The 20,486-nt window shown below is 40.2% G+C and carries 18 protein-coding genes; 15 read left to right on the plus strand and 3 right to left on the minus strand.

Features of this window, described 5'->3' with window-relative positions; genetic code table 11:
• Positions 1-56: 56 nt before the first annotated feature.
• From HMPREF3032_RS02365 to HMPREF3032_RS07725, 3 genes are all read left to right on the plus strand, one after another.
• Positions 57-1,568 (plus strand): sugar ABC transporter ATP-binding protein, encoded by a 1,512-nt coding sequence (locus HMPREF3032_RS02365; protein WP_062401480.1) that lies wholly within the window; start codon positions 57-59, stop codon positions 1,566-1,568.
• A gap of 10 nt (positions 1,569-1,578) precedes the next feature.
• Positions 1,579-2,586 (plus strand): galactose/methyl galactoside ABC transporter permease MglC, encoded by a 1,008-nt coding sequence (mglC, locus tag HMPREF3032_RS02370; protein WP_009353422.1) that lies wholly within the window; start codon positions 1,579-1,581, stop codon positions 2,584-2,586.
• A 215-nt stretch (positions 2,587-2,801) separates the two neighbouring features.
• Positions 2,802-6,374 carry a YadA-like family protein gene (locus HMPREF3032_RS07725; RefSeq protein ID WP_062401481.1) on the plus strand — a complete coding sequence of 1,191 codons (3,573 nt, stop codon included), beginning with the start codon at positions 2,802-2,804 and terminating at the stop codon, positions 6,372-6,374.
• A gap of 202 nt (positions 6,375-6,576) precedes the next feature.
• On the opposite strand, the gene HMPREF3032_RS02380 is transcribed toward HMPREF3032_RS07725, so the two are convergent.
• Together HMPREF3032_RS02380 and menA are read right to left on the minus strand one after the other, a co-directional pair.
• Positions 6,577-7,398: a MetQ/NlpA family ABC transporter substrate-binding protein gene (locus tag HMPREF3032_RS02380; RefSeq protein WP_009353368.1), complete on the minus strand. Its 822-nt coding sequence runs from the start codon at positions 7,396-7,398 to the stop codon at positions 6,577-6,579.
• 176 nt (positions 7,399-7,574) lie between these two features.
• Complete coding sequence (menA, locus tag HMPREF3032_RS02385; protein WP_062401482.1) at positions 7,575-8,480, minus strand: 1,4-dihydroxy-2-naphthoate octaprenyltransferase; 906 nt, start codon at positions 8,478-8,480, stop codon at positions 7,575-7,577.
• Between the two features lie 213 nt (positions 8,481-8,693).
• Here menA and HMPREF3032_RS02390 point away from each other — a divergent pair, with 213 nt between their 5' ends.
• Genes HMPREF3032_RS02390 through HMPREF3032_RS02400 form a run of 3 tightly spaced genes read left to right on the plus strand, consistent with a single transcriptional unit; the run spans position 8,694 to position 11,880 of the window.
• Positions 8,694-10,151 carry a nicotinate phosphoribosyltransferase gene (locus HMPREF3032_RS02390; RefSeq protein ID WP_062401483.1) on the plus strand — a complete coding sequence of 486 codons (1,458 nt, stop codon included), beginning with the start codon at positions 8,694-8,696 and terminating at the stop codon, positions 10,149-10,151.
• 12 nt (positions 10,152-10,163) lie between these two features.
• Positions 10,164-10,976, plus strand: a complete 813-nt coding sequence (locus HMPREF3032_RS02395; RefSeq protein ID WP_062401484.1) for a hypothetical protein — start codon at positions 10,164-10,166, stop codon at positions 10,974-10,976.
• Between the two features lie 4 nt (positions 10,977-10,980).
• Positions 10,981-11,880, plus strand: coding sequence for a hypothetical protein (locus tag HMPREF3032_RS02400; protein WP_062401485.1), 900 nt, complete (start codon positions 10,981-10,983; stop codon positions 11,878-11,880).
• A gap of 2 nt (positions 11,881-11,882) precedes the next feature.
• Here HMPREF3032_RS02400 and HMPREF3032_RS02405 read toward each other — a convergent pair whose 3' ends face one another.
• Positions 11,883-12,386: a methylated-DNA--[protein]-cysteine S-methyltransferase gene (locus HMPREF3032_RS02405; protein WP_072270747.1), complete on the minus strand. Its 504-nt coding sequence runs from the start codon at positions 12,384-12,386 to the stop codon at positions 11,883-11,885.
• 130 nt (positions 12,387-12,516) lie between these two features.
• On the opposite strand from HMPREF3032_RS02405, the gene HMPREF3032_RS02410 reads away from it, so the two are divergent.
• The 9 genes from HMPREF3032_RS02410 (at position 12,517) to atpE (ending at position 20,460) form a co-directional block, all read left to right on the plus strand.
• Positions 12,517-12,891, plus strand: a complete 375-nt coding sequence (locus HMPREF3032_RS02410; protein ID WP_009353332.1) for a RidA family protein — start codon at positions 12,517-12,519, stop codon at positions 12,889-12,891.
• A 126-nt stretch (positions 12,892-13,017) separates the two neighbouring features.
• Positions 13,018-14,010, plus strand: coding sequence for a YitT family protein (locus tag HMPREF3032_RS02415; RefSeq protein ID WP_062401486.1), 993 nt, complete (start codon positions 13,018-13,020; stop codon positions 14,008-14,010).
• Between the two features lies 1 nt (position 14,011).
• A complete protein-coding gene (locus HMPREF3032_RS02420) occupies positions 14,012-15,736 on the plus strand; it encodes a phosphoglucomutase (RefSeq protein ID WP_062401488.1) in 1,725 nt (574 codons plus the stop codon).
• 192 nt (positions 15,737-15,928) lie between these two features.
• The gene (locus tag HMPREF3032_RS02425) at positions 15,929-16,951 is read left to right on the plus strand and encodes a glycosyltransferase family 4 protein (RefSeq protein WP_062401490.1); all 1,023 of its coding nucleotides are present in this window, start codon (positions 15,929-15,931) and stop codon (positions 16,949-16,951) included.
• 596 nt (positions 16,952-17,547) lie between these two features.
• On the plus strand, positions 17,548-18,693 hold the full coding sequence (wecB, locus tag HMPREF3032_RS02430; protein ID WP_062401492.1) for a non-hydrolyzing UDP-N-acetylglucosamine 2-epimerase: 1,146 nt from the start codon (positions 17,548-17,550) through the stop codon (positions 18,691-18,693).
• Between the two features lie 188 nt (positions 18,694-18,881).
• Entirely contained in the window at positions 18,882-19,085 is a 204-nt protein-coding gene (locus tag HMPREF3032_RS02435) for an AtpZ/AtpI family protein (protein WP_009353299.1), read from the plus strand.
• A 9-nt stretch (positions 19,086-19,094) separates the two neighbouring features.
• Positions 19,095-19,481, plus strand: a complete 387-nt coding sequence (locus HMPREF3032_RS02440; protein ID WP_062401495.1) for an ATP synthase subunit I — start codon at positions 19,095-19,097, stop codon at positions 19,479-19,481.
• Between the two features lie 14 nt (positions 19,482-19,495).
• Positions 19,496-20,167, plus strand: a complete 672-nt coding sequence (gene atpB / locus HMPREF3032_RS02445; RefSeq protein ID WP_009353413.1) for a F0F1 ATP synthase subunit A — start codon at positions 19,496-19,498, stop codon at positions 20,165-20,167.
• Between the two features lie 20 nt (positions 20,168-20,187).
• Positions 20,188-20,460: a F0F1 ATP synthase subunit C gene (gene atpE / locus HMPREF3032_RS02450; RefSeq protein WP_009353316.1), complete on the plus strand. Its 273-nt coding sequence runs from the start codon at positions 20,188-20,190 to the stop codon at positions 20,458-20,460.
• Positions 20,461-20,486 lie beyond the last annotated feature (26 nt).

Raw genomic sequence — 20,486 nt, forward strand, 5'->3', positions numbered from 1 at the left:
ATGCAGTAAGGGGGCATTTTGCCCCCTTTATTATCTGATTAGTAGGAGGAAAATGTATGGGCGAGTACATATTAGAAATGCGCCAAATTACGAAGGAATTTCCTGGCGTAAAGGCCTTGGATAATGTCACTTTCAAAGTCCGACCAGGCACCGTACATGCTCTAATGGGAGAGAATGGCGCGGGAAAGTCTACTCTTATGAAATGCCTGTTCGGTATTTATAAGCCTGATCAAGGGGACGTGGTCATTGACGGCGAAGTAGTAGAAATGACAGATTCCCGAAAAGCTCTTGGAATGGGAATTTCCATGATCCATCAAGAGTTATACCCTGTATTACAGCGTAATGTTATGGAAAATCTATGGTTAGGTCGATTCCCAACCAAAAAAATTGGTCCTTTTACATTTGTGGACCATAAAAAAATGAAAGAAGATACACTAGCCTTGTTTAATGAAATCGATGTAGATATCGACCCAGAACAATTAGCTGGTGATTTATCTGTTTCTAAGCTACAAAATATTGAGATTGCAAAAGCAGTTTCCCACCAATCTAGAATTATTGTTATGGATGAACCTACCTCTTCTCTAACTAGTGATGAAGTAGAACATCTTTTCAAAATCATTAACTCCTTACGTAAAAAAGGGGTTGCAATTATATATATTTCTCATAAAATGGAAGAAATCCTACGCATATCTGATGAAGTAACGATCATGCGTGATGGTCAATATATAGGTACTTGGCATGCTGATGAATTAACGACAGATCTTATCATTCAACGAATGGTAGGTCGTGAAATGACTCAGTTATTCCCTGAAAAAACAAATACTCCAAGTGAAGAAGTATTACGTGTAGAAAAATTAACATCTATTCATCCACATTCTTTTAAAGATGTAAGCTTCTCTCTTCGTAAAGGTGAAGTTCTTGGTGTAGGTGGTCTGGTAGGGGCGCAGCGAACAGAGGTTATCGAAGCCTTATTTGGTCTTCGTGGTATTGAATCTGGAAAGATTTATTTGCACGACAAAGAAGTGCGCATTCGTCACCCTCGAGATGCGAAAAAACTGGGTATGGCATTGCTTACAGAAGAACGCCGTACCACAGGTATTTTTCCAATGCTTACTATTGTAGACAATACAACCATGGCAGCGCTACCGAAATATGAAAATAAGTTTAAATTATTAAATGACGAAAAACGACTAGACGATACAAAAGAAGGTGTGACTTCCTTGCGAGTAAAAACACCATCTACAGAAACGAAAATTCAAAGTCTTTCTGGTGGTAACCAACAAAAGGTACTCATTGCCCGTTGGTTAAATACGAATCCAGAAATCCTACTCTTGGATGAACCGACACGGGGCATCGATGTAGGAGCGAAATATGAAATTTATTCCATTATTAATGAACTAGCTAGTGCTGGTAAAAGTATCATTATGATTTCCTCAGAAATGCCTGAGTTATTGGGTATGAGTGATCGCATTATGGTTATGAGTAATGGATATATGAGTGGCATCTTGGATGCACATGAAGCGACAGAAGAAAAAATAATGGAACTAGCGACAGCTGGTTTAGTCTAGGAGGTATCGTATGAGCCAAGGTAAATTAGGAAAGTTTCTTTCCCAGAATATTATCTATTTAGTACTAGTAGTACTAGTAGCGGCTATTTCTATGTATAGCCCGAACTTTTTATCCGTCACAAGTTTTCGTGATATTTTAATTCAGTCTTCCCCACGTATTATCATTGCATTAGGTTCTGCTATGATCTTGATCACCGCAGGGTGTGACTTATCTGCAGGTCGTGTGGTTGGTTTGACGGCAGTGGTATCTGCGTCCTTAACTCAGTTGCCAGATTATCCACGTCCGTTCTTTGAACATTTACCAGAATTACCTTTGATTCTACCAATCGTGATTGCTATCGTGGTGGGTGCTATCATCGGTTTAGTTTCTGGTGTGATCGTAGCGTATTTAAAAATCGTACCATTTATTTCCACACTAGGTACTATGGTTATTACTTACGGTATTTGTTCCTTGTATTTTGATATGGAACCAAATAACTCCCAACCAATCGGTGGTTTGCGTCCAGAGTTTACGCAAATTGGTACAGGTTCTTTAGACCTAGGATTTATGACGATTCCATACATTGTTATTATCGCTGCTGTGATTTCTTTAATCATGTATGTGGTATATAACAAAACAATTCTTGGTAAAAATATGTTTGCCATTGGTGGTAACCCACAAGCAGCTGTAGTATCTGGTATCAATGTAGCAGTAACGTTAGTGATAATCTACGTTATTGCTGGCGCTTTGTATGGCGTAGGTGGTATTTTGGAAGCAGCTCGTACTGGTGGTGCTACTAACAACTATGGCAATATGTACGAGTTAGATGCTATCGCAGCATCTGTTGTAGGTGGTGTATCCATAACTGGTGGTATCGGTACTGTACCTGGTATCATTGCTGGTGTGTTAATCTTTACAGTTATTAACTATGGTTTAACATTCGTTGGAATGGGACCATACTGGCAGTTGATTATTAAAGGTTTGATCATTGTCGTAGCGGTTGCTTTCGACGTACGTAAATCTATGGCTCGTAAATAATTTAGAGCAGTAAGGTATTAGTCTCTGGCTTTTGCATACTTGTAAAAGTCAGAGGCTTTTTATATGTCAAAAGTCATCGATAATGTTTAAAAAATTCGATTTGAATAGTATACAAAAGTGGTATATAATCAATATTAATAAGAAATGTTTCAACTTAATTCATAGCGATTTGTTAGCATGAATTAAGGATTTTATCAAACTATAAGGGGTGTAGTATGAGAAAAAATAATGCCGCAGTATATGCAGCAAGTGTATTAATCTTGGGAGGCCATATAGCAGGCTATGCAGCTAGTACAGAGTATACAGTAACTGGTGGTCAGGTCGATGGTGCGAATGCCATTGCTGTAGGTGCTAGTTCTAATGTGAATGCAGTGGATGGATTGGCCATAGGATATGAGGCAACTACTAGTGCAGCAAGTGGTGTAGCATTAGGTAGTGGTTCTATTGCAGATCGTGTTGGCAAAAGTGATGCTTACATTGGATATAATCCAATGAGTAACACACATTATAAAGTAGGCGAAGCGGGAGCAGATAATCCAGAGCTAGAAGCTTTATATGAAGATATTCGTCAAGCGAATTATAAAGTGCTACAAGCAGAAGAAGATGTTAAAAGAGCTGGAACTAATACAACTGAACTAGCCAAAGCAAATCTTAAAAAAGCAGAAGCAGATCAAGCACTAGTAGATGCAGAAAAGGCCTATGCAGATGCTATAAAAAAAGCCAATGAAGCCGGTAATGCTGCTATTAGTAGTGCTTGGAATGCTACAGATGGAGCTGTATCGGTAGGTAGTACGACAGCTGGAGTGCAACATACTCGTCAAATTACCAATGTAGCAGCAGGCTTTGAAGATACAGATGCTGCCACAGTAGGACAATTACGTGTACTTCGCAATCGCTTAGAACGTCAAAAACCGCGGTACATTTCCATTAAAAGCCGTGATCTAGGTAGAGATAGCAATGAGATCAATGATGGTGCTACCAAAGAAGGGGCTATTGCCATTGGTCCGAGAGCGTATTCTAAGAGTGAAAATGCCATTGCGATTGGCCGTAATGTGCAAATTGGCGATAAGTCTGAAAATACGGTAGCTATTGGTTATGGTATTCAAAGAACTGGTGCATTTAGTGTTAATATAGGATATGGCACTTCTACTGATAAACAGTATGGTACTGCTGTAGGGTATAGTGCGACTGCTTTAGAAGACTCTGTTGCTGTTGGGGGATCTTCTAATACGACAGGTGCCAATAGTGTAGCTGTTGGACGTACTGCAGAGGCATCTCTTGAGAGTGTGGCTGTGGGTGATAATGCAAAAACTATTTTTAAACAAAGTGTGGCCATTGGTAGGGTCTCGGAAGCAAAAGGTACAGGATCTATTGTTGTAGGATCTAATGGTTTCGTAAATGGCGATAATAGTATTGCTATTGGTTTTGGTAGCAAAGTAGGCGATAACAAAAATAATATATCGCCCAATGGTGGTATTAGTATCGGTGAAAGAGCCTATACTGATGTAAGCGCAGGTGTGGCATTAGGTAGAGAATCTTATGCAGGCCGTGATGTGAATTCACCTTCTAATAATGGTTATGATGCTGCCTTACATAAACCTCACTTTGCAGATGATGCAACTGCTACAGCTGCTGGAGCAGAGGCTACAACATGGAAGGCCAATCGTGCCGCTGTATCTGTAGGTAGTAATCGTTCAGGTTATCGTGTCACACGCCAAATTATTAATGTAGCAGCCGGTGGAGAAGATACTGATGCTGTCAATGTAGCGCAATTAAAAGCCTTAGAAAAACGTAATACAATTTTGGCAGGTAATGATGTGCCATTCAATGCAGATGGAACTGTAGCTACTACAACACCTGATACACGTGTGTACACACCAGGGGATAAAGAAATTAAGATCCAAGGCAAGGCAAATACTGTGTATGGAGTGGCGCCACAAGCTGGTGCAAAAGCTCCTGATGGTAAAAGTGAGTATGCGGCACCAACATTATATAGTTCTGATAATCTAATTACTTATAAAGACCCAACAGACTCTATCTTGCGTATTGGTATGCTTAACACGCCAACGTTTACAGGTGTTAACTTTGCTCATCCTACAATGAATATTACCTTAGGTGGAAATGATAAAGGTCAGTTAACTTTGACTACAGGCGGTAAAGATGGGGCTACATCTTCTACAAGCCCTGTATTGACAGCAGCTTCTTTGAAGGATGTATTAAAAGCTGAAAAGGGTATTAAAATCACTGAAAAAGATGAAGGAGAATATGGCAAAACATATACTTTCAGCTTAAATAAGGATGAGTTAAAAGGTGATCCAGACTTTAAAGGGGACAAAGGTGATAAAGGCGATCCAGGTGCTAAAGGTGACCAAGGCATTCAAGGTGAAAAAGGTGAAACTGGAGCTAAAGGTGATACTGGGGCTGATGGAAAATCTGCTTTTGAAGTATGGAAAGAAATACCAGGTAATGAAAGCAAGACAAAAGATGACTTTATCAAAGCTATTACTGGTCCGCAAGGTGAAGCCGGTGCAGTAGGCCCACAAGGTCCTCAAGGTCCACAAGGGCCACAGGGACCACAGGGACCAGGTGGTACTGGTGGTGGTACTGGCGGAGTAGGTCCACAAGGCCCACAAGGTATTCAGGGTCCTAAAGGCGATAAGGGTGATACAGGTGCCGTAGGTCCTAAAGGTGATCAAGGTATACAAGGTGAAGTAGGTCCTAAAGGTGAAACTGGTAAAAATGGGAAATCTGCCTTCGAAGTATGGAAAGACCTACCAGGTAATGGAAGCAAGACAGAAGATGATTTTATCAAGGCCATTACAGGTGAAAAAGGTAAAGACGGTGAAGTAGGTCCTAAAGGCGAAAAAGGTGAAACCGGAGCAACAGGCGCAGTAGGACCTAAAGGTGATGTTGGCACAGCTGGTAAAGATGGAGCTGAAGGTAAGTCTGCTTTCGAAGTGTGGAAAGAGTTGCCAGGTAACGAAAGCAAGACAAAAGATGATTTTATCAAAGCCATTACAGGTGAAAAAGGTAAAGATGGTGCAGTAGGTCCTAAAGGTGAAAAAGGTGAAGCCGGCGCAACAGGTGCAGTAGGACCTAAAGGCGATAAAGGTGAAACTGGCGTAGTAGGCCCTAAAGGCGACAAAGGTGATGCTGGGAAAGCCGGTAAAGATGGCGCTAAAGGCAAATCTGCTTATGAATACTGGAAAGAAATCAAAGGTAATGAAAATAAAACAGAAGATGATTTCCGTAAATCTTTAGAAGGCGGTTCTAAAGGAGATAATCATAACTATGAAAAATTGGAGCGCCAAATTGGTGAACTTGGTAGTGATTTACAAGAATTACGCAAGGAAAGCCGTAGAGGTGATGCCCTAGGCGCTGCATTATCTGCATTAAAACCAATTCAATATGATCCATTAGAACCAACACAAATTATGGCTGGCGTTGGACATTATAAAAATGTGAATGCCGTAGCATTAGGAGTGGCTCATTATACTAAAGAATCTACTATGTTCCATGCTGGTGTATCTATGGTACGTGGTGGCACTATGGTTAATGGCGGTGCAACTTTTAAATTTGGTAATAGTCCAGAGAAAAAAGCTATACCAGAACGTTATCGTAATGGCCCAATTTCTTCTGTGCTAGTATTGCATGATGAAATGGTAGCTATGAAAGAAGCCTATGGTCGTGAACTTACAGTTCTGACAGCAGAAAATGATAACTTACGTCAAGATATTGTGACATTGCAACAAGAAATGCAAGAATTACGAGCTATGATTCGTAAATAATAAAAGGGGTCCTTCGGGACCCTTTTTTGTATACTAGAAATGAGTATGATGGTTTGTGAGCTTGTATAGAAGAACAAGGGTATATGCAAAAACAACAGAGGCAAGTTGAGCGAATCAACTTGCCTCTATTGTTGTATAGTTAAGTATGTATGATAGTTGTTAGTGTTTTTTTATTTGGAGGAGGCTATTCTAAGCGATTCCATTAGAATGCTGGAAGAATAGCACCTTTGTATTTGTCTTCGATGAATTTTTTGATTTCAGGGCTTTGTAAAGCTTTGATCAATTTTTGAATATCTTCACGTTTTTCATCGCCTTCACGAACGGATACGATGTTTACATATGGAGAATCTTTAGATTCTAAGAACAATGCATCTTTTGTTGGGTTCAAGTTAGCACCTAATGCAAAGTTTGTGTTGATTACAGAAATTGTGGAATCATCTAATGTACGAGGTAATTGAGCCGCCTCTAATTCAACGAATTTTAAGTTTTTAGGGTTATCTTTGATATCTTGTACTGTAGCAGAAATGCTGTTAGGATCGTTCAAAGTGATTAAACCAGCTTTGGAAAGCAATAGTAATGCACGACCACCATTTGTCGCATCAGATGGGATTGCTACTTGAGCGCCATCTTGTACTTCTTTCAAATCTTTTACTTTTTTAGAGTAAATGCCCATTGGCTCGATATGTACGGCACCTGCTGTTGCAATGTGAGTACCTTTTTCTTTGTTGAAGTTTTCTTGGTAAGGAATGTGAGCGAAGAAGTTTGCATCAATTTCTTTGTCATTCAAGGATACATTTGGTTGTACATAGTCGCTGAACTCGATGATTTCTAATTTAATGCCTTCTTTAGCAAGGATTGGTTTTACTTGCTCTAGGATTTCAGCGTGAGGTACTGGGGAAGCACCAATTTTTAATGTTTTACCTGCATCGGAACCAGTGGAGCTAGTGCCAGTGGAACCACAGCCACCTAACAATAAGGCAGCGCCTAATACAGCCGTAGCGGCTAAACTAAATAATTTTTTCATTTGTTATCTCCTTTTCTTTGTGTACTTACATAGTGAATTTCTACTTGCTTAGTATAACAAGAGTTTTGTTATAAGTAAAATATGTTATATATCTAAGGCGTTATAGTTATTGACTATGAATTAGATGGCTATTACTGTGAAAGTAATAAAGACCCCCCTCATAAAGAATGCTAGTTTTATATGATTGTATTACATAGGAGTCCTATAGCCCATAAGAAGTGATACAGTGTACAAGATATAGAAGTAAACTTCATAGCCTCGTTTAATCGTATTGGATCTGCATAGGTGTTGAAGATATGGATGACTTTCATAGCAGGCAGTAAGGAAAGTAAAGCTACTACGGAAGGCCATGGGATAACTCCGCAGATAGTCCATATTAGTATCCATAGAGAGCTAATGAGGAAGAGCCCTTGTAACAGTTGGAGGCCTCTTTCACGGCCAAGAAGAATGACTAAGGTACGACGACCGTGGTTCGCATCGTTCGTAAAGTCACGTAAATTGTTAGTCATCATAATAGCACCGATTAAGATGGTGGATGGTACGGCAGGAATTAGATAGGTCCAGTGCAAGGTGTGAGTCCAAGCAAAGAGGGTAATACCTACGATGGCAAAACCCATGGCAAGACCAGAGGCGAGTTCACCAAAAGGGGTACGAGAAATGGGTTTAGGTCCACCAGAGTATAAGATGCTAGTCAGTATGCAAAGCGTGCCTACAGGAATATACCACCATGTGACGGCCTTAGCGAGGGCAATGCCTAAGATGAGTGGAAGTATAGTCGTCATATATCCCCAACGTTTGATAATCGCTGGAGAGATTCCATCGCGGACGATAGAGCCACTATTTCCAGCCGCTTGTGTGAGGTCAAGGCCAGATTTAAAATCGAAATATTCATTCCAAATATTGGCTGCGATTTGCGCGCTTAACACACATATTAGAATGCCTACGGTATACACCAAGGATAGCCAAATAGGTTGTACGGTTTCAAACTGCGTAGCCCCCATTGCGGCCCCTAAGACAACGGGACTGAAAGCAGCCGTTAAGGTACGAGGGCGAATTAATGCAAAAAATTGTGACAGATTCATAGTCATCCTTTCATCATTAGAAGTTATATAATATATGGTATCATTCTAACCTAAATAGGAGATTATGACAAACAATAAGGGGAAAAACAATTATACATGAAATGTAATAGTAGAGTATAATAGAGAGAAGTAGACGATAGGCATAGTATTTAAATTGTCATAGAAAAGTGCTTAGTATGCTATAGGGTAGACCTATAAGAATAGGAGTTATTTATGATTACACATGCTCTATTAACAGATATGTATCAATTTACCATGATGCAAGGTTTATTTACGCAAAACAAACATCGTACTCGTTGTGTGTTCGATCGCTTTTACCGGACCAATCCATTTCAAGGCGCCTATACTGTGGTCGCTGGATTGGAACAAGTTATCGAGTATGTGAAAGGCTTGCGTTTCTCTGAGGATGATATTATCTATTTACGACAAACGGGTGTGTTTACAGAGGAATTTTTGGATTATTTAACAACATTCCGCTTTACTGGCACCATCTATGCGGCGCCAGAAGGATCTGTGGTATTCCCGGGGGAAGTGTTACTTCGAGTAGAATCTGCCAAGGATGAGGCCATTTTATTGGAAACAGCATTATCTATGTTTTTAAATCATGAGTCCTTGATTGCGACCAAAGCACGTCGTATCCGATCTGTCATTGGCAAGGATGGAGTAGCAGAGTTTGGTATGCGAAGAGCCCAAGGGGTGAGCGCAGCTGTACAAGGGGCTAGAGCAGCTTTCATAGGAGGCTTTGATAGCACTAGTGATGTGTACAGTGCTGCTTTGTATGGCATGCGACCTGTAGGGACTATGGCACACAGTTGGGTCATGAGTTTTCCTACTGAAATTGATGCATTCCGTGCGTATGCAGATCAATACGAAAATAATTTGGTGTTTTTAGTGGACACCTATAATACACTACATAAAGGTGTGCCAGCGGCGATTCAAGTATTCCAAGAGATTCGTGAACGCCGAGGAGGAACGATGCCGTCCATTTATGGTATTCGCTTGGATAGTGGTGATTTGGCGTATTTATCCATCGAGGCTCGTAAGATGCTAGATGAGGCAGGATTTAAAGAGGCATTAATTTTTGCCACCAATGATCTAGATGAATATAAAATTGCAGACTTGAAACAGCAAGGAGCAGAGATCACAGCGTGGGGTGTAGGCACTAAATTGATTACTGCCGATGAAACACCGGCCTTAGGTGGGGTGTATAAACTAGCCGGTCAATGGGAAGGGGACACCTTTATGCCAGCTATGAAATTTTCTGACAATATTGAGAAAGTGACAAATCCTGGTAAGAAAAAGGTATTGCGCCTCATCAATACACGAAATAACAAACTCATCGGCGATTTAATTTGTTTGGACCATGAAACAGTGGATACCACACAGGACTATGTGTTTAAAAATCCGCTTCACCCATGGAAACAAACAGTGTTGAAAGCAAATACGTTCAGAGTACAAGAACTATTGGTACCTATCTTCGTAGATGGAGAATTAGTATACGACATACCAACTTTGGCACAGGTGAAAGTCTACGGAGAAGAGCAAATTCAATTACTATGGCCAGAATTTTTACGACTTCGTAGAGCTCCGGAGGTGAAAGTCAACATTAGCGAAGAATTGCATCAGTTGAAATCTAAATTATTATTGGAAAAAGTAGGGAACCCTAGTTAGGAAGGAGTTATTATGAATTGGAAATGTGTGATGGCTAGTGTGGCATTAGCAGGGACGATGATTTCAGGATATGCAGCATCGATTACATTGGATGGGCAAGGTAGTGTAGAGTTACCTAGTTATGTTTCGATAGTTAACCATGATGATCTCATTGATGGTGGTTTAAAAAAAGAAGATACGGTTCGTAAGGTAGGTTCTAATCATTGGCATATAGATGAAACAGAGGCTAAGTTGCTAGATAAAATTGTCAAAGATGTGGTGCAACGGGGGCAACGGTATCAGTTGCAAGGACGTGATGAACGGGGATTACATACAGCAGAGTTGGTACACCTTCATATGACAGGTGAGGAAGCGGCTGAGGTGTGGAAGATACGATATAAAGGAATGACGATAGTGCCACAATCTGTAGGAGAAAAATTATATAACAAAACAGTGAAAGAAGTACAAAATATTGGACTCTACAATGTGGATCTTATGGGTGGAAAACGTATAGAAAAGAATGGCGCAGCATTAGTTCCCTTTGTTACAAGTACTAATCCAGAGTTCAGTAGTACTGAGATTGTGAAAGCCGTATTACCACTTGTGAACGTAAGATTTCTTGATGGAGAGATGATGAAACCTGTACGCCTACAAGGCGATACAGGATTGTATACGCATGGTAGAGTGCAATTGGATGTGGATGGATTTGTGTTACCTGCGTATATTAGTTTTATAGGACGGTATGGTCAAGATGGGGTATCTATCACTCTAATAACGACGGCTGATACATCGAGATCCTATTGGCAACCTGTTATCAAGAGTCTGTTAGGTGTGAAGGGAGAATAAATAGATGAAATTATGGAAGCAAATGGGACTGGCTGTCATAGTGACCAGCCTTATGATGGGCTATGGACAAGTGTCAGCACAAGTACATGATGATACTTATAGTGCAATAGCTAGTACTAAGCCAATGGCAAAGGGGGAAGTAGGAGTTCCTTCGAGTACTATCTTAGATGCCGAGAAAAAACGTCAAACTGGTGACGAAATCATGGCAGAGTTCGATGCGATGCTAGAACAGAATCCATTGACTGATTTGCGTCAAACCGTAGGGCCAAAGATTACCGTTAAGCAATTGTCTTCTTCAAAGTTAGCAGAGGTAGGAAAAGGGTATGTGTATGCCAACCTAGGTAAAGTGAGCACTACAGTTGGTGTGGTAAAGGACTATACGGGACTGAAGAACATGAAAGAGGGACTTAAGCTAGGACATTATATGGATGTTTATGAATTACAAGGGGCTGATCAATATGGTTTAAATACAGCTTGGGTTCTTGTATTTCCACTACCTAAAGAGTTGTTAATGAATGCGCAATCATCGCTATCATACGGAAAAGAGGGACTTTCATCAGCAGAAATGGATAGAATTACTCGTGATGCAAACGACTTATTAAACCATTTTAATATTCATATTGCAGAAGACAGAGATATTGATTATTCTCAGAATAAACGTCCAGCAAAGATACGATTACGGAATGTAGAACCATTACATACCTTAACAGATACTAAATATGGTACGATGACAACAGCGGGAAATATGACCTATGATATAACAGGGATTCAATATCCTGGATATCTGCGTTTAGCCCTAGTGGGAACACCAGAGTATTTAACAACGATTGTCATGGGTACTACCGAAGTGGAAGGAACATTCTTTAAGCCGTACTTCTTGCAAATGTTACAGCATATAAAGTAATTTTACTTGTCTACGAAAGATATATTTTCGATGGATAGTAAGGCTCGCTTAATGGATAGCCCTCCTGTGTAACCAGTGAGGGCGTTTCCTTTGCCTAACACACGATGACAAGGGATGATGAGAGAAATAGGGTTAGCACCAACGGCAGATCCTATGGCTTGGGATCCTTTAGGAATAGGGGAGTTAAATACACGTTGGCTTAGCTCTCCATAGGTAAGGGATGTGCCGTAGGGAATATGTTGTAACTGAGACCATACTTTTTGTTGGAACATTGTGCCTTGAGGAGCTAAGGGAATCATCATCGTTGGGACTTGTCCGACGAAGTATTGATCTAGCCATTGGATAGTTTGTTGCAAAATGGGGGAAGAAATAGTCTTGTCTATGACCACTGGTTCTTGAAAATTTACAGATTGAGTTGGAAATGTAAGCCCTACTAAGGCGGAGGCTGTGGCATATAGTGTAAGAGTGCCCAAAGGGCTTTCATAAGTAGTATAAATAATAGACATATAGGTACTCCTTATAGAGGTATGCAAATAAAGTACAATAGAAGTATGAAAAATAGCTACACTTCGATACCATTACATGCTATACTAGTGATATATTATAAATGTCTTATGGTAATGAAAGGGGACAACTATGAAACAAGTGTATACAGAGCAAGCGCCAGCAGCATTAGGACCATATTCTCAAGCTTACAAAGCAAATGGTTTTGTGTTCATTTCTGGTCAAGGTGGTATTGATCCAGCACAAGGCGCTCTAGTAGAAGGTGGCGTGGAAGCACAAACATTGCAAGCGATGAAAAACATCGAAGCTATCTTAAAAGAAGCAGGCACTGATTTTTCTAAAGTTGTAAAAACAACATGCTTTTTAGCAGATATGGGTGACTTTGCCAAATTTAATGCTATTTATGCGGAGTATTTTACATCTAAACCAGCTCGTAGTTGTGTGGCAGTCAAAACATTACCAGCTAACTTCTTAGTAGAAGTAGAAGTGATTGCCCTAGCAGAATAGTATATTGTATTATACCATAAGCGGTTTAATGAGTACTAAAAAGCTGTTACATTATGATTGACTCTTAATGTGGCAGCTTTTTGCTTATGGTCAGATGATGGAAGTAGTGATAGAATAGGTGAAATTATGTTAAGTAAACCAAAATATTTAAGTACGGTGAAAGCCATCCTACATATTTTAGTGGGGGCGATAGTATTCGCAGTAGGTATGCAAGCGTTTATCGTACCCCATAAATTATTGAGCGGTGGTATTAGTGGATTAACTCTGATTATTTATTATGTAACCCAAGGCGCATTGAGCCTTGGTATGATTAACTTTCTATTGAACCTACCTGTGTTATATGCAGCATGGCGGTGGCTAGGGGGATGGCATCTAGGTATTACTATCTTTGGTACAGTGTTGATGTCTATTCTGATTAATGTGGTATCCCCATTGGCAGAGTTAAGTTTGACTCAAAATCCGATTATTGGTGGTATTTTAGGTGGTTTATTTTCAGGACTAGGACTTGGTATTGTCTATCGTGGGGGCGGCAATACAGGTGGCATTGATCCCATTGCTTTAATCATTCGAAATCGCTTTGGTCTACAAATCGGTAGCATTTTATTTGGCATCAATATGATGATTTTAATCATTGGTGCTATTGTGATTAATATTGAAGCAGCAGCTACTACATTGATTAGTACGTATTTGTCTGCGATGGTAACCAATAAGGTGATTACAGGATTCAGTCAACGGAAAGCGATGTTTATCATTTCCTATAAACCAGTGACGATTTGTAATTTAATTATTGATAAAATTGGTCGTGGTGCTACGATTTTGAATGGAGAAGGCGCCTATACACATCAGCCTAAACAGGTTATTATGGTAGTAGTAAGTTTATTGCAAGTGGCTCGCTTGAAAGCTGCCGTAGAAGCGGAAGATCCAACAGCATTTATGGTCATTACGGATGCAGCAGAGGTTATCGGCACAGGTTTCTCGGCAAGGTCTACGAATGGTGCTGTAGAACGGGTATTGCAAACCTGTGATCCAGTGAAAGCGGCTGAAGCAGAGCAAATGATTCATGAAGTGCAAATGGCAAGACATGAAATCCCTTCCCAAGAGCATAAGGAGGAACAATAATATGGTACATCCATTGGCAGGACAACCTGTAAAAAAAGAAGACATTATTAATGTAGATACAATTGTGAAAGACTTTTTTCGCATTGTTCCTAATCATGAGACTTTAGAAGAACGAGTAAGCTTTGGTACGTCTGGACATCGAGGGATTGCATCCAAAGGGACCTTTAATGAACTCCATGTGGCAGCCATTGTACAAGCAATTTGTGATGTGCGTCAAGAATTTGGTGCTACAGGACCTTGCTATATTGGACAAGATACACATGCCTTATCACAACCAGCTTTGCAAGTAGCCATTGAAGTCTTGTTGGGAAATCGTGTGAAAACACGTGTGGATGCACATCGTGAATTTGTGCCTACTCCAAGTGTATCTCGGGCTATTTTGCGACACAATGCAGATACAACAGCAGAGAATGTAGCAGATGGTATTATTATTACGCCTTCTCATAATCCGCCAGAACATGGTGGTATTAAATACAATCCACCTCATGGGGGCCCTGCAGATACAGCGGTGACAAAGCGGATTGAAGCCTTAGCTAATGAATATTTGCAAAAAGGGTTAGATAGCATTCAACGATTTTCCTTTCATCATCTAGTGGGTGCTCATGAAAGCGCTCATTGTGGTTGCTGTCATCATGAAGAAGAGCAACGGGTAACTCCAGCTGCGATTTCTATAGACGAAGCGGGACAATATTTAGAACCATATGACTTTAAAATGGCCTATGTAAAAGAATTGCCTCAGATTATCAATATGAAAGCAATCCAAGAAGCCAATCCAAAGGTGTTAATTAATGCTTTAGGCGGCAGTGGAGGGGCCTATTGGCATGCCATTGCTGAGGAGTATAATCTAAACTTTACTATCATTAATAGTGACTATGATCCAACATTTAGCTTCATGTCCTATGACCATGATGGTGCTATTCGTATGGACTGTTCTTCCCCATATGCTATGGTAGAGGTAGCAAAAAATTTAGGTGATCATGAACTAGCTATTGGCAATGACCCAGACTATGATCGTCATGGCATCGTCACAGAAGAAGGTTTGTTAGCACCCAATCAATATTTAGTAGTAGCTGCTAAGTATTTGAATGAAACTCGCCCTTGGGAAGGAAAAGGTGTTGGAAAAACAGCTGTTGTGACAAGCTTGATGGATGCCTATTGCAAAGATTCCAATCATCCAGTCTATGAAGTGCCAGTAGGTTTTAAATATTTTGCTCCATTATTATTTGATGGACGCATTGGCCTAGGAGCAGAGGAGAGTGCAGGAGCGTCATTCTTGCAACAGGATGGAACCGTATGGACTACTGATAAAGATGGCATCATTTTAGGACTTTTAGCGGTGGAAATGGTAGCCACTACAGGGAAAACTCCGGCACAACACTATGTAGATATGACGGAACAATGGGGAACACCGGTGTTCCAACGTGTGGATATGCCTTGCACAGCGGAAATAAAAAGTGCTTTAAAAGGTATGAAACCTAGTGATGTGACTATGACAAAATTAGGAGGCAGTCCGATTCTAGATATTCGTACGACCTCTTTGTTTGAAGAACAACCTATTGATGGTGTTAAAATTGTGACAGATACAGGTTGGTTTGTAGCACGACCATCAGGTACAGAAAACTTATATAAAATGTATGCAGAGTCCTATTTAGGCGAAGAAGGGCTGGCGCAGCTGATGGAAGATGGTAAACACATTATTGAAGGGTTAGTAACAAAATCTGTTTAGTTGGTAACCGTCTTTAACATGTCCATGAAGAGAAGGGAGTCCATGTACTTACTGAGTCTGTTCTTGTATGTCCTGTGTTTAACTGATATAATTAATAAATATGGTCTATATACAATGAACTAAGTATTCGAATAACAGACTATTGACAATCACTTGTTATAATCATGAAATACCACGTATGGAGGTGGTGGAATGACAGTATATTTATGGGCCTTTGTCATTGCTCTCGTAGTAACATATATTTGCACGCCTTTAGTAAAACAATTTGCTGTTAAGGTAGGTGCTATTGATAAACCAGATGCACGTAAAGTGCATCAAGTATCGATTCCACGGTTAGGTGGATTGGCGATTTATATTGGCTATATGGTATCTTTGCTATATAGCGTGAAAGATGTGTCTTCTGTCAAAGGATTGATTGTAGGTTCAATTATCCTAGTAGCAGTAGGGATTTGGGACGATATTAAACAAATTGGTCCAAAAACAAAATTGATGGGACAAATTTTGGCGGCTCTTATGTTGCCACTGTTTGGTAATGCGGTGCATTTTATAAGCATTGGTGACCATCTATTGTATTTAGAATATTTTGCCATACCGTTGACGGTGTTTTGGATTGTAGGGTTTACGAATATTGTGAATCTCATTGATGGATTAGATGGATTGGCAGCAGGGATTTCTCTCATTGCGTGTATTACGATTTGTATCGTGACTTTGCAAATGGGGCAAATCGAATTGGCTTGCATTACTTTGGCATTAGCTGGGGCGGCTTGCGGATTCTTGCGCTACAACTTTAATCCTGCCAAAATATTTATGGGTGATACAGGCAGTATGCTATTGGGTTATACCATGGCAGCTATCTCTGTCATGGGCAGTGTAAAAACGGCAGCGACTGTGGCATTGGTGGTACCTGTGATTGTGTTAGGATTACCAATTTTAGATACTTTATTTGCCATTGTACGTCGACGTATTAATGGACGCCCTGTATTCCAACCAGATAAAGGACATTTGCATCATCGTCTACTGGCGATGGGGCTCACACAAAAACAAGCTGTGTTGCTGATGTATGCCATCACTGCACTTTTAGGTTGTGTGTCTATCGTGGCGGCAAAAGCAAACTTTGTCATAGGAGTCTTGCTAGTGCTTGTTATACTTTGTGCATGCGTGTGGACAGCAACAAAAATTGGGATTATATCCAAAGACAACGACGTTCGTAAATAGCTATGCAAAACGCCAGGAGCTCATGCTTCATGGCGTTTTTTATTTTTAGGCAAAGGGAAAGCGTGGCATGTTCCTGAACAAACGGTATTTCATAATGTTTGTTCAGGAACATGCCACGCTTTCTGGTGATTGCAGAATTAAGCATACGACGCCATGTCGCTTACGCTTATGGCGTTTTGCTTAGTACTTACTCACTCTGTGAGTGGGGAGGGGAACATACCACGGTCTTTTTGCGTTTTCTTAATGGTAGTAATGAAATGCCATATGCCCTAGATAATCTACTTCGCGGTTGAAGGCGTTTTGCCTAGTGTTTGCTCACTCTGTAGGGAAGGGGGCATGCTTTCTGGTGTTTGTAGAATTAAGTATATTACGCTATGTTGCTTACGCTTATGGCGTGTTGCCTAGTATTTGCTCACTCTGTAGGGGAGGGGTGTGACGTTTTATTTCGATGTACTTCTTTACAGTTTCTACTAGTATGGAAGGCTTGTACATGATACAATAGAGATAATTGAAAAAGCTTAATAAAGTGATTTAGGAAAGTTTGTATATGACGGCTTTCATGGTAAAGGAAGTAAACGAAATATGTGGGAGGTACTATGTTAAAAGTCATGACCATATTTGGGACACGTCCTGAGGCAATAAAGATGGCACCAGTTGTTAAGGCTTTGGAAGCAGCGCCTGATATGGAGTCCATCGTTACGGTAACGGCACAGCATAGAGAAATGTTAGATCAGGTGTTGCATTTGTTTTCTATAACACCTGATTATGATTTAAATATTATGAGTCAAGGGCAGACCTTGTATGATGTAACTTGTCGTGCCTTAATGGGACTACAAGAGGTATTGAAAGAAGCAAAACCTGATGTGGTGCTTGTTCATGGCGACACGACCACTACTTTTGTGGGGGCACTAGCGGCATTTTATGAAGGGATTCCTGTTGGGCATGTGGAGGCAGGTCTTCGGACGGGTAATATTTACTCTCCATTTCCTGAGGAGATGAATCGAAAGTTGACAGGTGCTATTGGGACGTACCATTTTGCACCTACCACTACATCAGAAGCAAACTTATTGAAAGAAAATATAAATCCAGATCACTTGTATGTAACAGGGAATACGGTTATCGATGCGCTGCAAACTACAGTAAAGGAAGACTACACATTTACTGAAGAGTTGCTGAACAAAATTGATTACGTGAACCAAAAGGTTATTTTGGTGACCACTCATCGTCGTGAGAATTTAGGCGATCCAATGCGCAATGTGTATGAGGCAATTCGTGATATTATTGGAGAACATGAAGAGGTTGAAGTTATATTCCCTATGCACCGAAATCCAAAGGTACGCAGTATTGTACAAGAGGTACTAGGTGATATGCCACGTGTACATTTGATTGAGCCATTAGAATATGAACCATTTGCAAACATAATGGATCGGACCTATCTTATTATGACAGACTCTGGTGGTATTCAAGAGGAAGCGCCATCTTTGGGTAAACCTGTACTAGTTCTTCGTGATACGACAGAGCGACCTGAAGCAGTCCAAGCAGGTACAGTAAAATTAGTGGGCACTGATAAAGCAACTGTATACTCCACAGCTAAAGAGTTAATTACGAATGCAGAAATGTATACTGCTATGTCAAATGCAGTGAACCCTTATGGGGATGGATTAGCATCAGAACGAATTGTACAAGCCTTACGGCATGAATTTTTTGAGCATCAAGAAAAACCATCGTCCTTTGGAAAATAATAGTCGATGTATGCATTCTAGTTATAATTAAGTTGATAGCTACTTTCGTTGACTGTGTAATTCAGGAATGTACACGGTTTTGAATCAAATCGTATGGAAAGTTTTGATAGATATAAAATTTATATATTGTTAAAATTGTTTTCATTGGTGGTATAATCTACGATGTTAGAGGTATAGGAGGTATGTCTATGGGGAAAGAAAAATCAGATCTATGGATGGCTATCTCCAAAGCATCAACTACGGGATTTACCATACTTTGTTCTATCGGTATCTGTATGGGTCTTGGTTATGCCTTTGATCACTATGTGGGCACCAACCCATGGGGGTTGCTCATAGGTGGTATCTTCGGTGGGTTTCTAGGCCTTTACGGTGTCATACGTCAGTGTATGTAAGGAGACTGTATGAAAGAATATATAACCTATATCAAAAGTCATTGCCGATGGATACTGTCAGTGGCTATACTAGGTGTAGTCGTGTTATGGATACTGGACTGGACTCAGCACATCACGGGTTGGCTATGGGGCATGATGACATATGTTGTATATTTCTTGTATTTAGCACTACAAACCTATAAGATGAAAGATGCCACCTTAGAAGATGTAAAGCGACGAGTTTGGATTGGTGTTATGAGTCGGTTTAGCTTAATCGTATTGTTAGTAGGCATAAGCACGCAGATCCCTTCTATTTCCATGAAAGGTGTACTAGGCGGAATCTGTGTGTTTGTTCCTATGCAATATGTTGAGTATAGTATGTATGTACGTCAACGTAATAGGGAATCATCTATGTGAAAGGGGGTGGGAATATGGAGTTACATGCAGGGCATCATCATGTTGTTCAATGGATGGGCATATCCTTTAATATGGATACGCTATACATGACGTGGTTAGTGATGGCAATCATTATTGTAGTCACACTATTAGCTACACGGTCACGGGCCATGGTACCACAGGGGATTCAAAATGTGATGGAAGGCGTGCTAGAAGGATTGACTGGTCAATTTAAAACGAACCTAGGCAATCAGTGGAAGTTTTTAAGCTCCATCCTATTTACGTATTTTCTGTTTATTTTGGTGAGTAATGAATTGGGCTTGATTCCAAGTCCGCATATCTTGGCATCGCCAACAAATGACATTAACACCACCTTGGGATTAGCCATTTCAAGCTCAATTCTTGTATGGATTGTAGGCTTGAAAGTCAAAGGAATTGGCTATTTTAAGCATTTTGTGCAGCCATTTAAATTATTTATCATCATCAACTTAATGGAAGAAATAGCGAAACCTGTCACATTAGCCTTCCGTTTGTTTGGTAACATACTAGCGGGAGAAATTCTTTTAGAATTATTATATGCCTTGGTACCCTATGTACTTCCTATCGTATGGTTAGCCTTTAGTCTAGCAATCGGTATTATTCAAGCGTTTATTTTTGCCATGCTCGTTACCTCGTATTTGGGGATGACAATTGGAGATGGACATTAATAGTTTAGGAGGAAATCATAATGGAATTATTATTAGCAAAAGCGTATGTATTGGTTGGTTCTGCCATTGGCGCTGGTTTAGCAATTGGTTTAGCTGCGATTGGTGCAGGTATTGGTGACGGTCTTGTATCTGGTAAAGCTTTAGAAGGTATGACTCGTCAACCAGAACAATCTGGTAAATTATTTACAAATATGTTAATTTCTGTAGGCTTAATCGAAGCGGTGCCTATTATCGCAGCAGTTATCGCGATTGTATTAGTGTTCGCAAACCCATTGGTAGACTTACTTAAATAATAGACATTAGCTAAGAGGAGGTATGA

The organism is Veillonella sp. DNF00869 (genome assembly GCF_001553345.1).
GTDB lineage: Bacteria > Bacillota > Negativicutes > Veillonellales > Veillonellaceae > F0422.

Coding starts and splice junctions, on each gene's coding strand:
- mglC (WP_009353422.1), top strand. CDS start 1,579: ATGAGCCAAGGTAAATTAGGAAAGTTTCTTTCCCAGAATATTATCTAT.
- HMPREF3032_RS02400 (WP_062401485.1), top strand. CDS start 10,981: ATGAAATTATGGAAGCAAATGGGACTGGCTGTCATAGTGACCAGCCTT.
- HMPREF3032_RS02410 (WP_009353332.1), top strand. CDS start 12,517: ATGAAACAAGTGTATACAGAGCAAGCGCCAGCAGCATTAGGACCATAT.
- HMPREF3032_RS02425 (WP_062401490.1), top strand. CDS start 15,929: ATGACAGTATATTTATGGGCCTTTGTCATTGCTCTCGTAGTAACATAT.
- HMPREF3032_RS02380 (WP_009353368.1), bottom strand. CDS start 7,398: ATGAAAAAATTATTTAGTTTAGCCGCTACGGCTGTATTAGGCGCTGCC.
- HMPREF3032_RS02415 (WP_062401486.1), top strand. CDS start 13,018: ATGTTAAGTAAACCAAAATATTTAAGTACGGTGAAAGCCATCCTACAT.
- HMPREF3032_RS07725 (WP_062401481.1), top strand. CDS start 2,802: ATGAGAAAAAATAATGCCGCAGTATATGCAGCAAGTGTATTAATCTTG.
- HMPREF3032_RS02440 (WP_062401495.1), top strand. CDS start 19,095: ATGAAAGAATATATAACCTATATCAAAAGTCATTGCCGATGGATACTG.
- HMPREF3032_RS02395 (WP_062401484.1), top strand. CDS start 10,164: ATGAATTGGAAATGTGTGATGGCTAGTGTGGCATTAGCAGGGACGATG.
- atpB (WP_009353413.1), top strand. CDS start 19,496: ATGGAGTTACATGCAGGGCATCATCATGTTGTTCAATGGATGGGCATA.
- HMPREF3032_RS02405 (WP_072270747.1), bottom strand. CDS start 12,386: ATGTCTATTATTTATACTACTTATGAAAGCCCTTTGGGCACTCTTACA.
- atpE (WP_009353316.1), top strand. CDS start 20,188: ATGGAATTATTATTAGCAAAAGCGTATGTATTGGTTGGTTCTGCCATT.
- HMPREF3032_RS02435 (WP_009353299.1), top strand. CDS start 18,882: ATGGGGAAAGAAAAATCAGATCTATGGATGGCTATCTCCAAAGCATCA.
- HMPREF3032_RS02390 (WP_062401483.1), top strand. CDS start 8,694: ATGATTACACATGCTCTATTAACAGATATGTATCAATTTACCATGATG.
- HMPREF3032_RS02365 (WP_062401480.1), top strand. CDS start 57: ATGGGCGAGTACATATTAGAAATGCGCCAAATTACGAAGGAATTTCCT.
- menA (WP_062401482.1), bottom strand. CDS start 8,480: ATGAATCTGTCACAATTTTTTGCATTAATTCGCCCTCGTACCTTAACG.
- wecB (WP_062401492.1), top strand. CDS start 17,548: ATGTTAAAAGTCATGACCATATTTGGGACACGTCCTGAGGCAATAAAG.
- HMPREF3032_RS02420 (WP_062401488.1), top strand. CDS start 14,012: ATGGTACATCCATTGGCAGGACAACCTGTAAAAAAAGAAGACATTATT.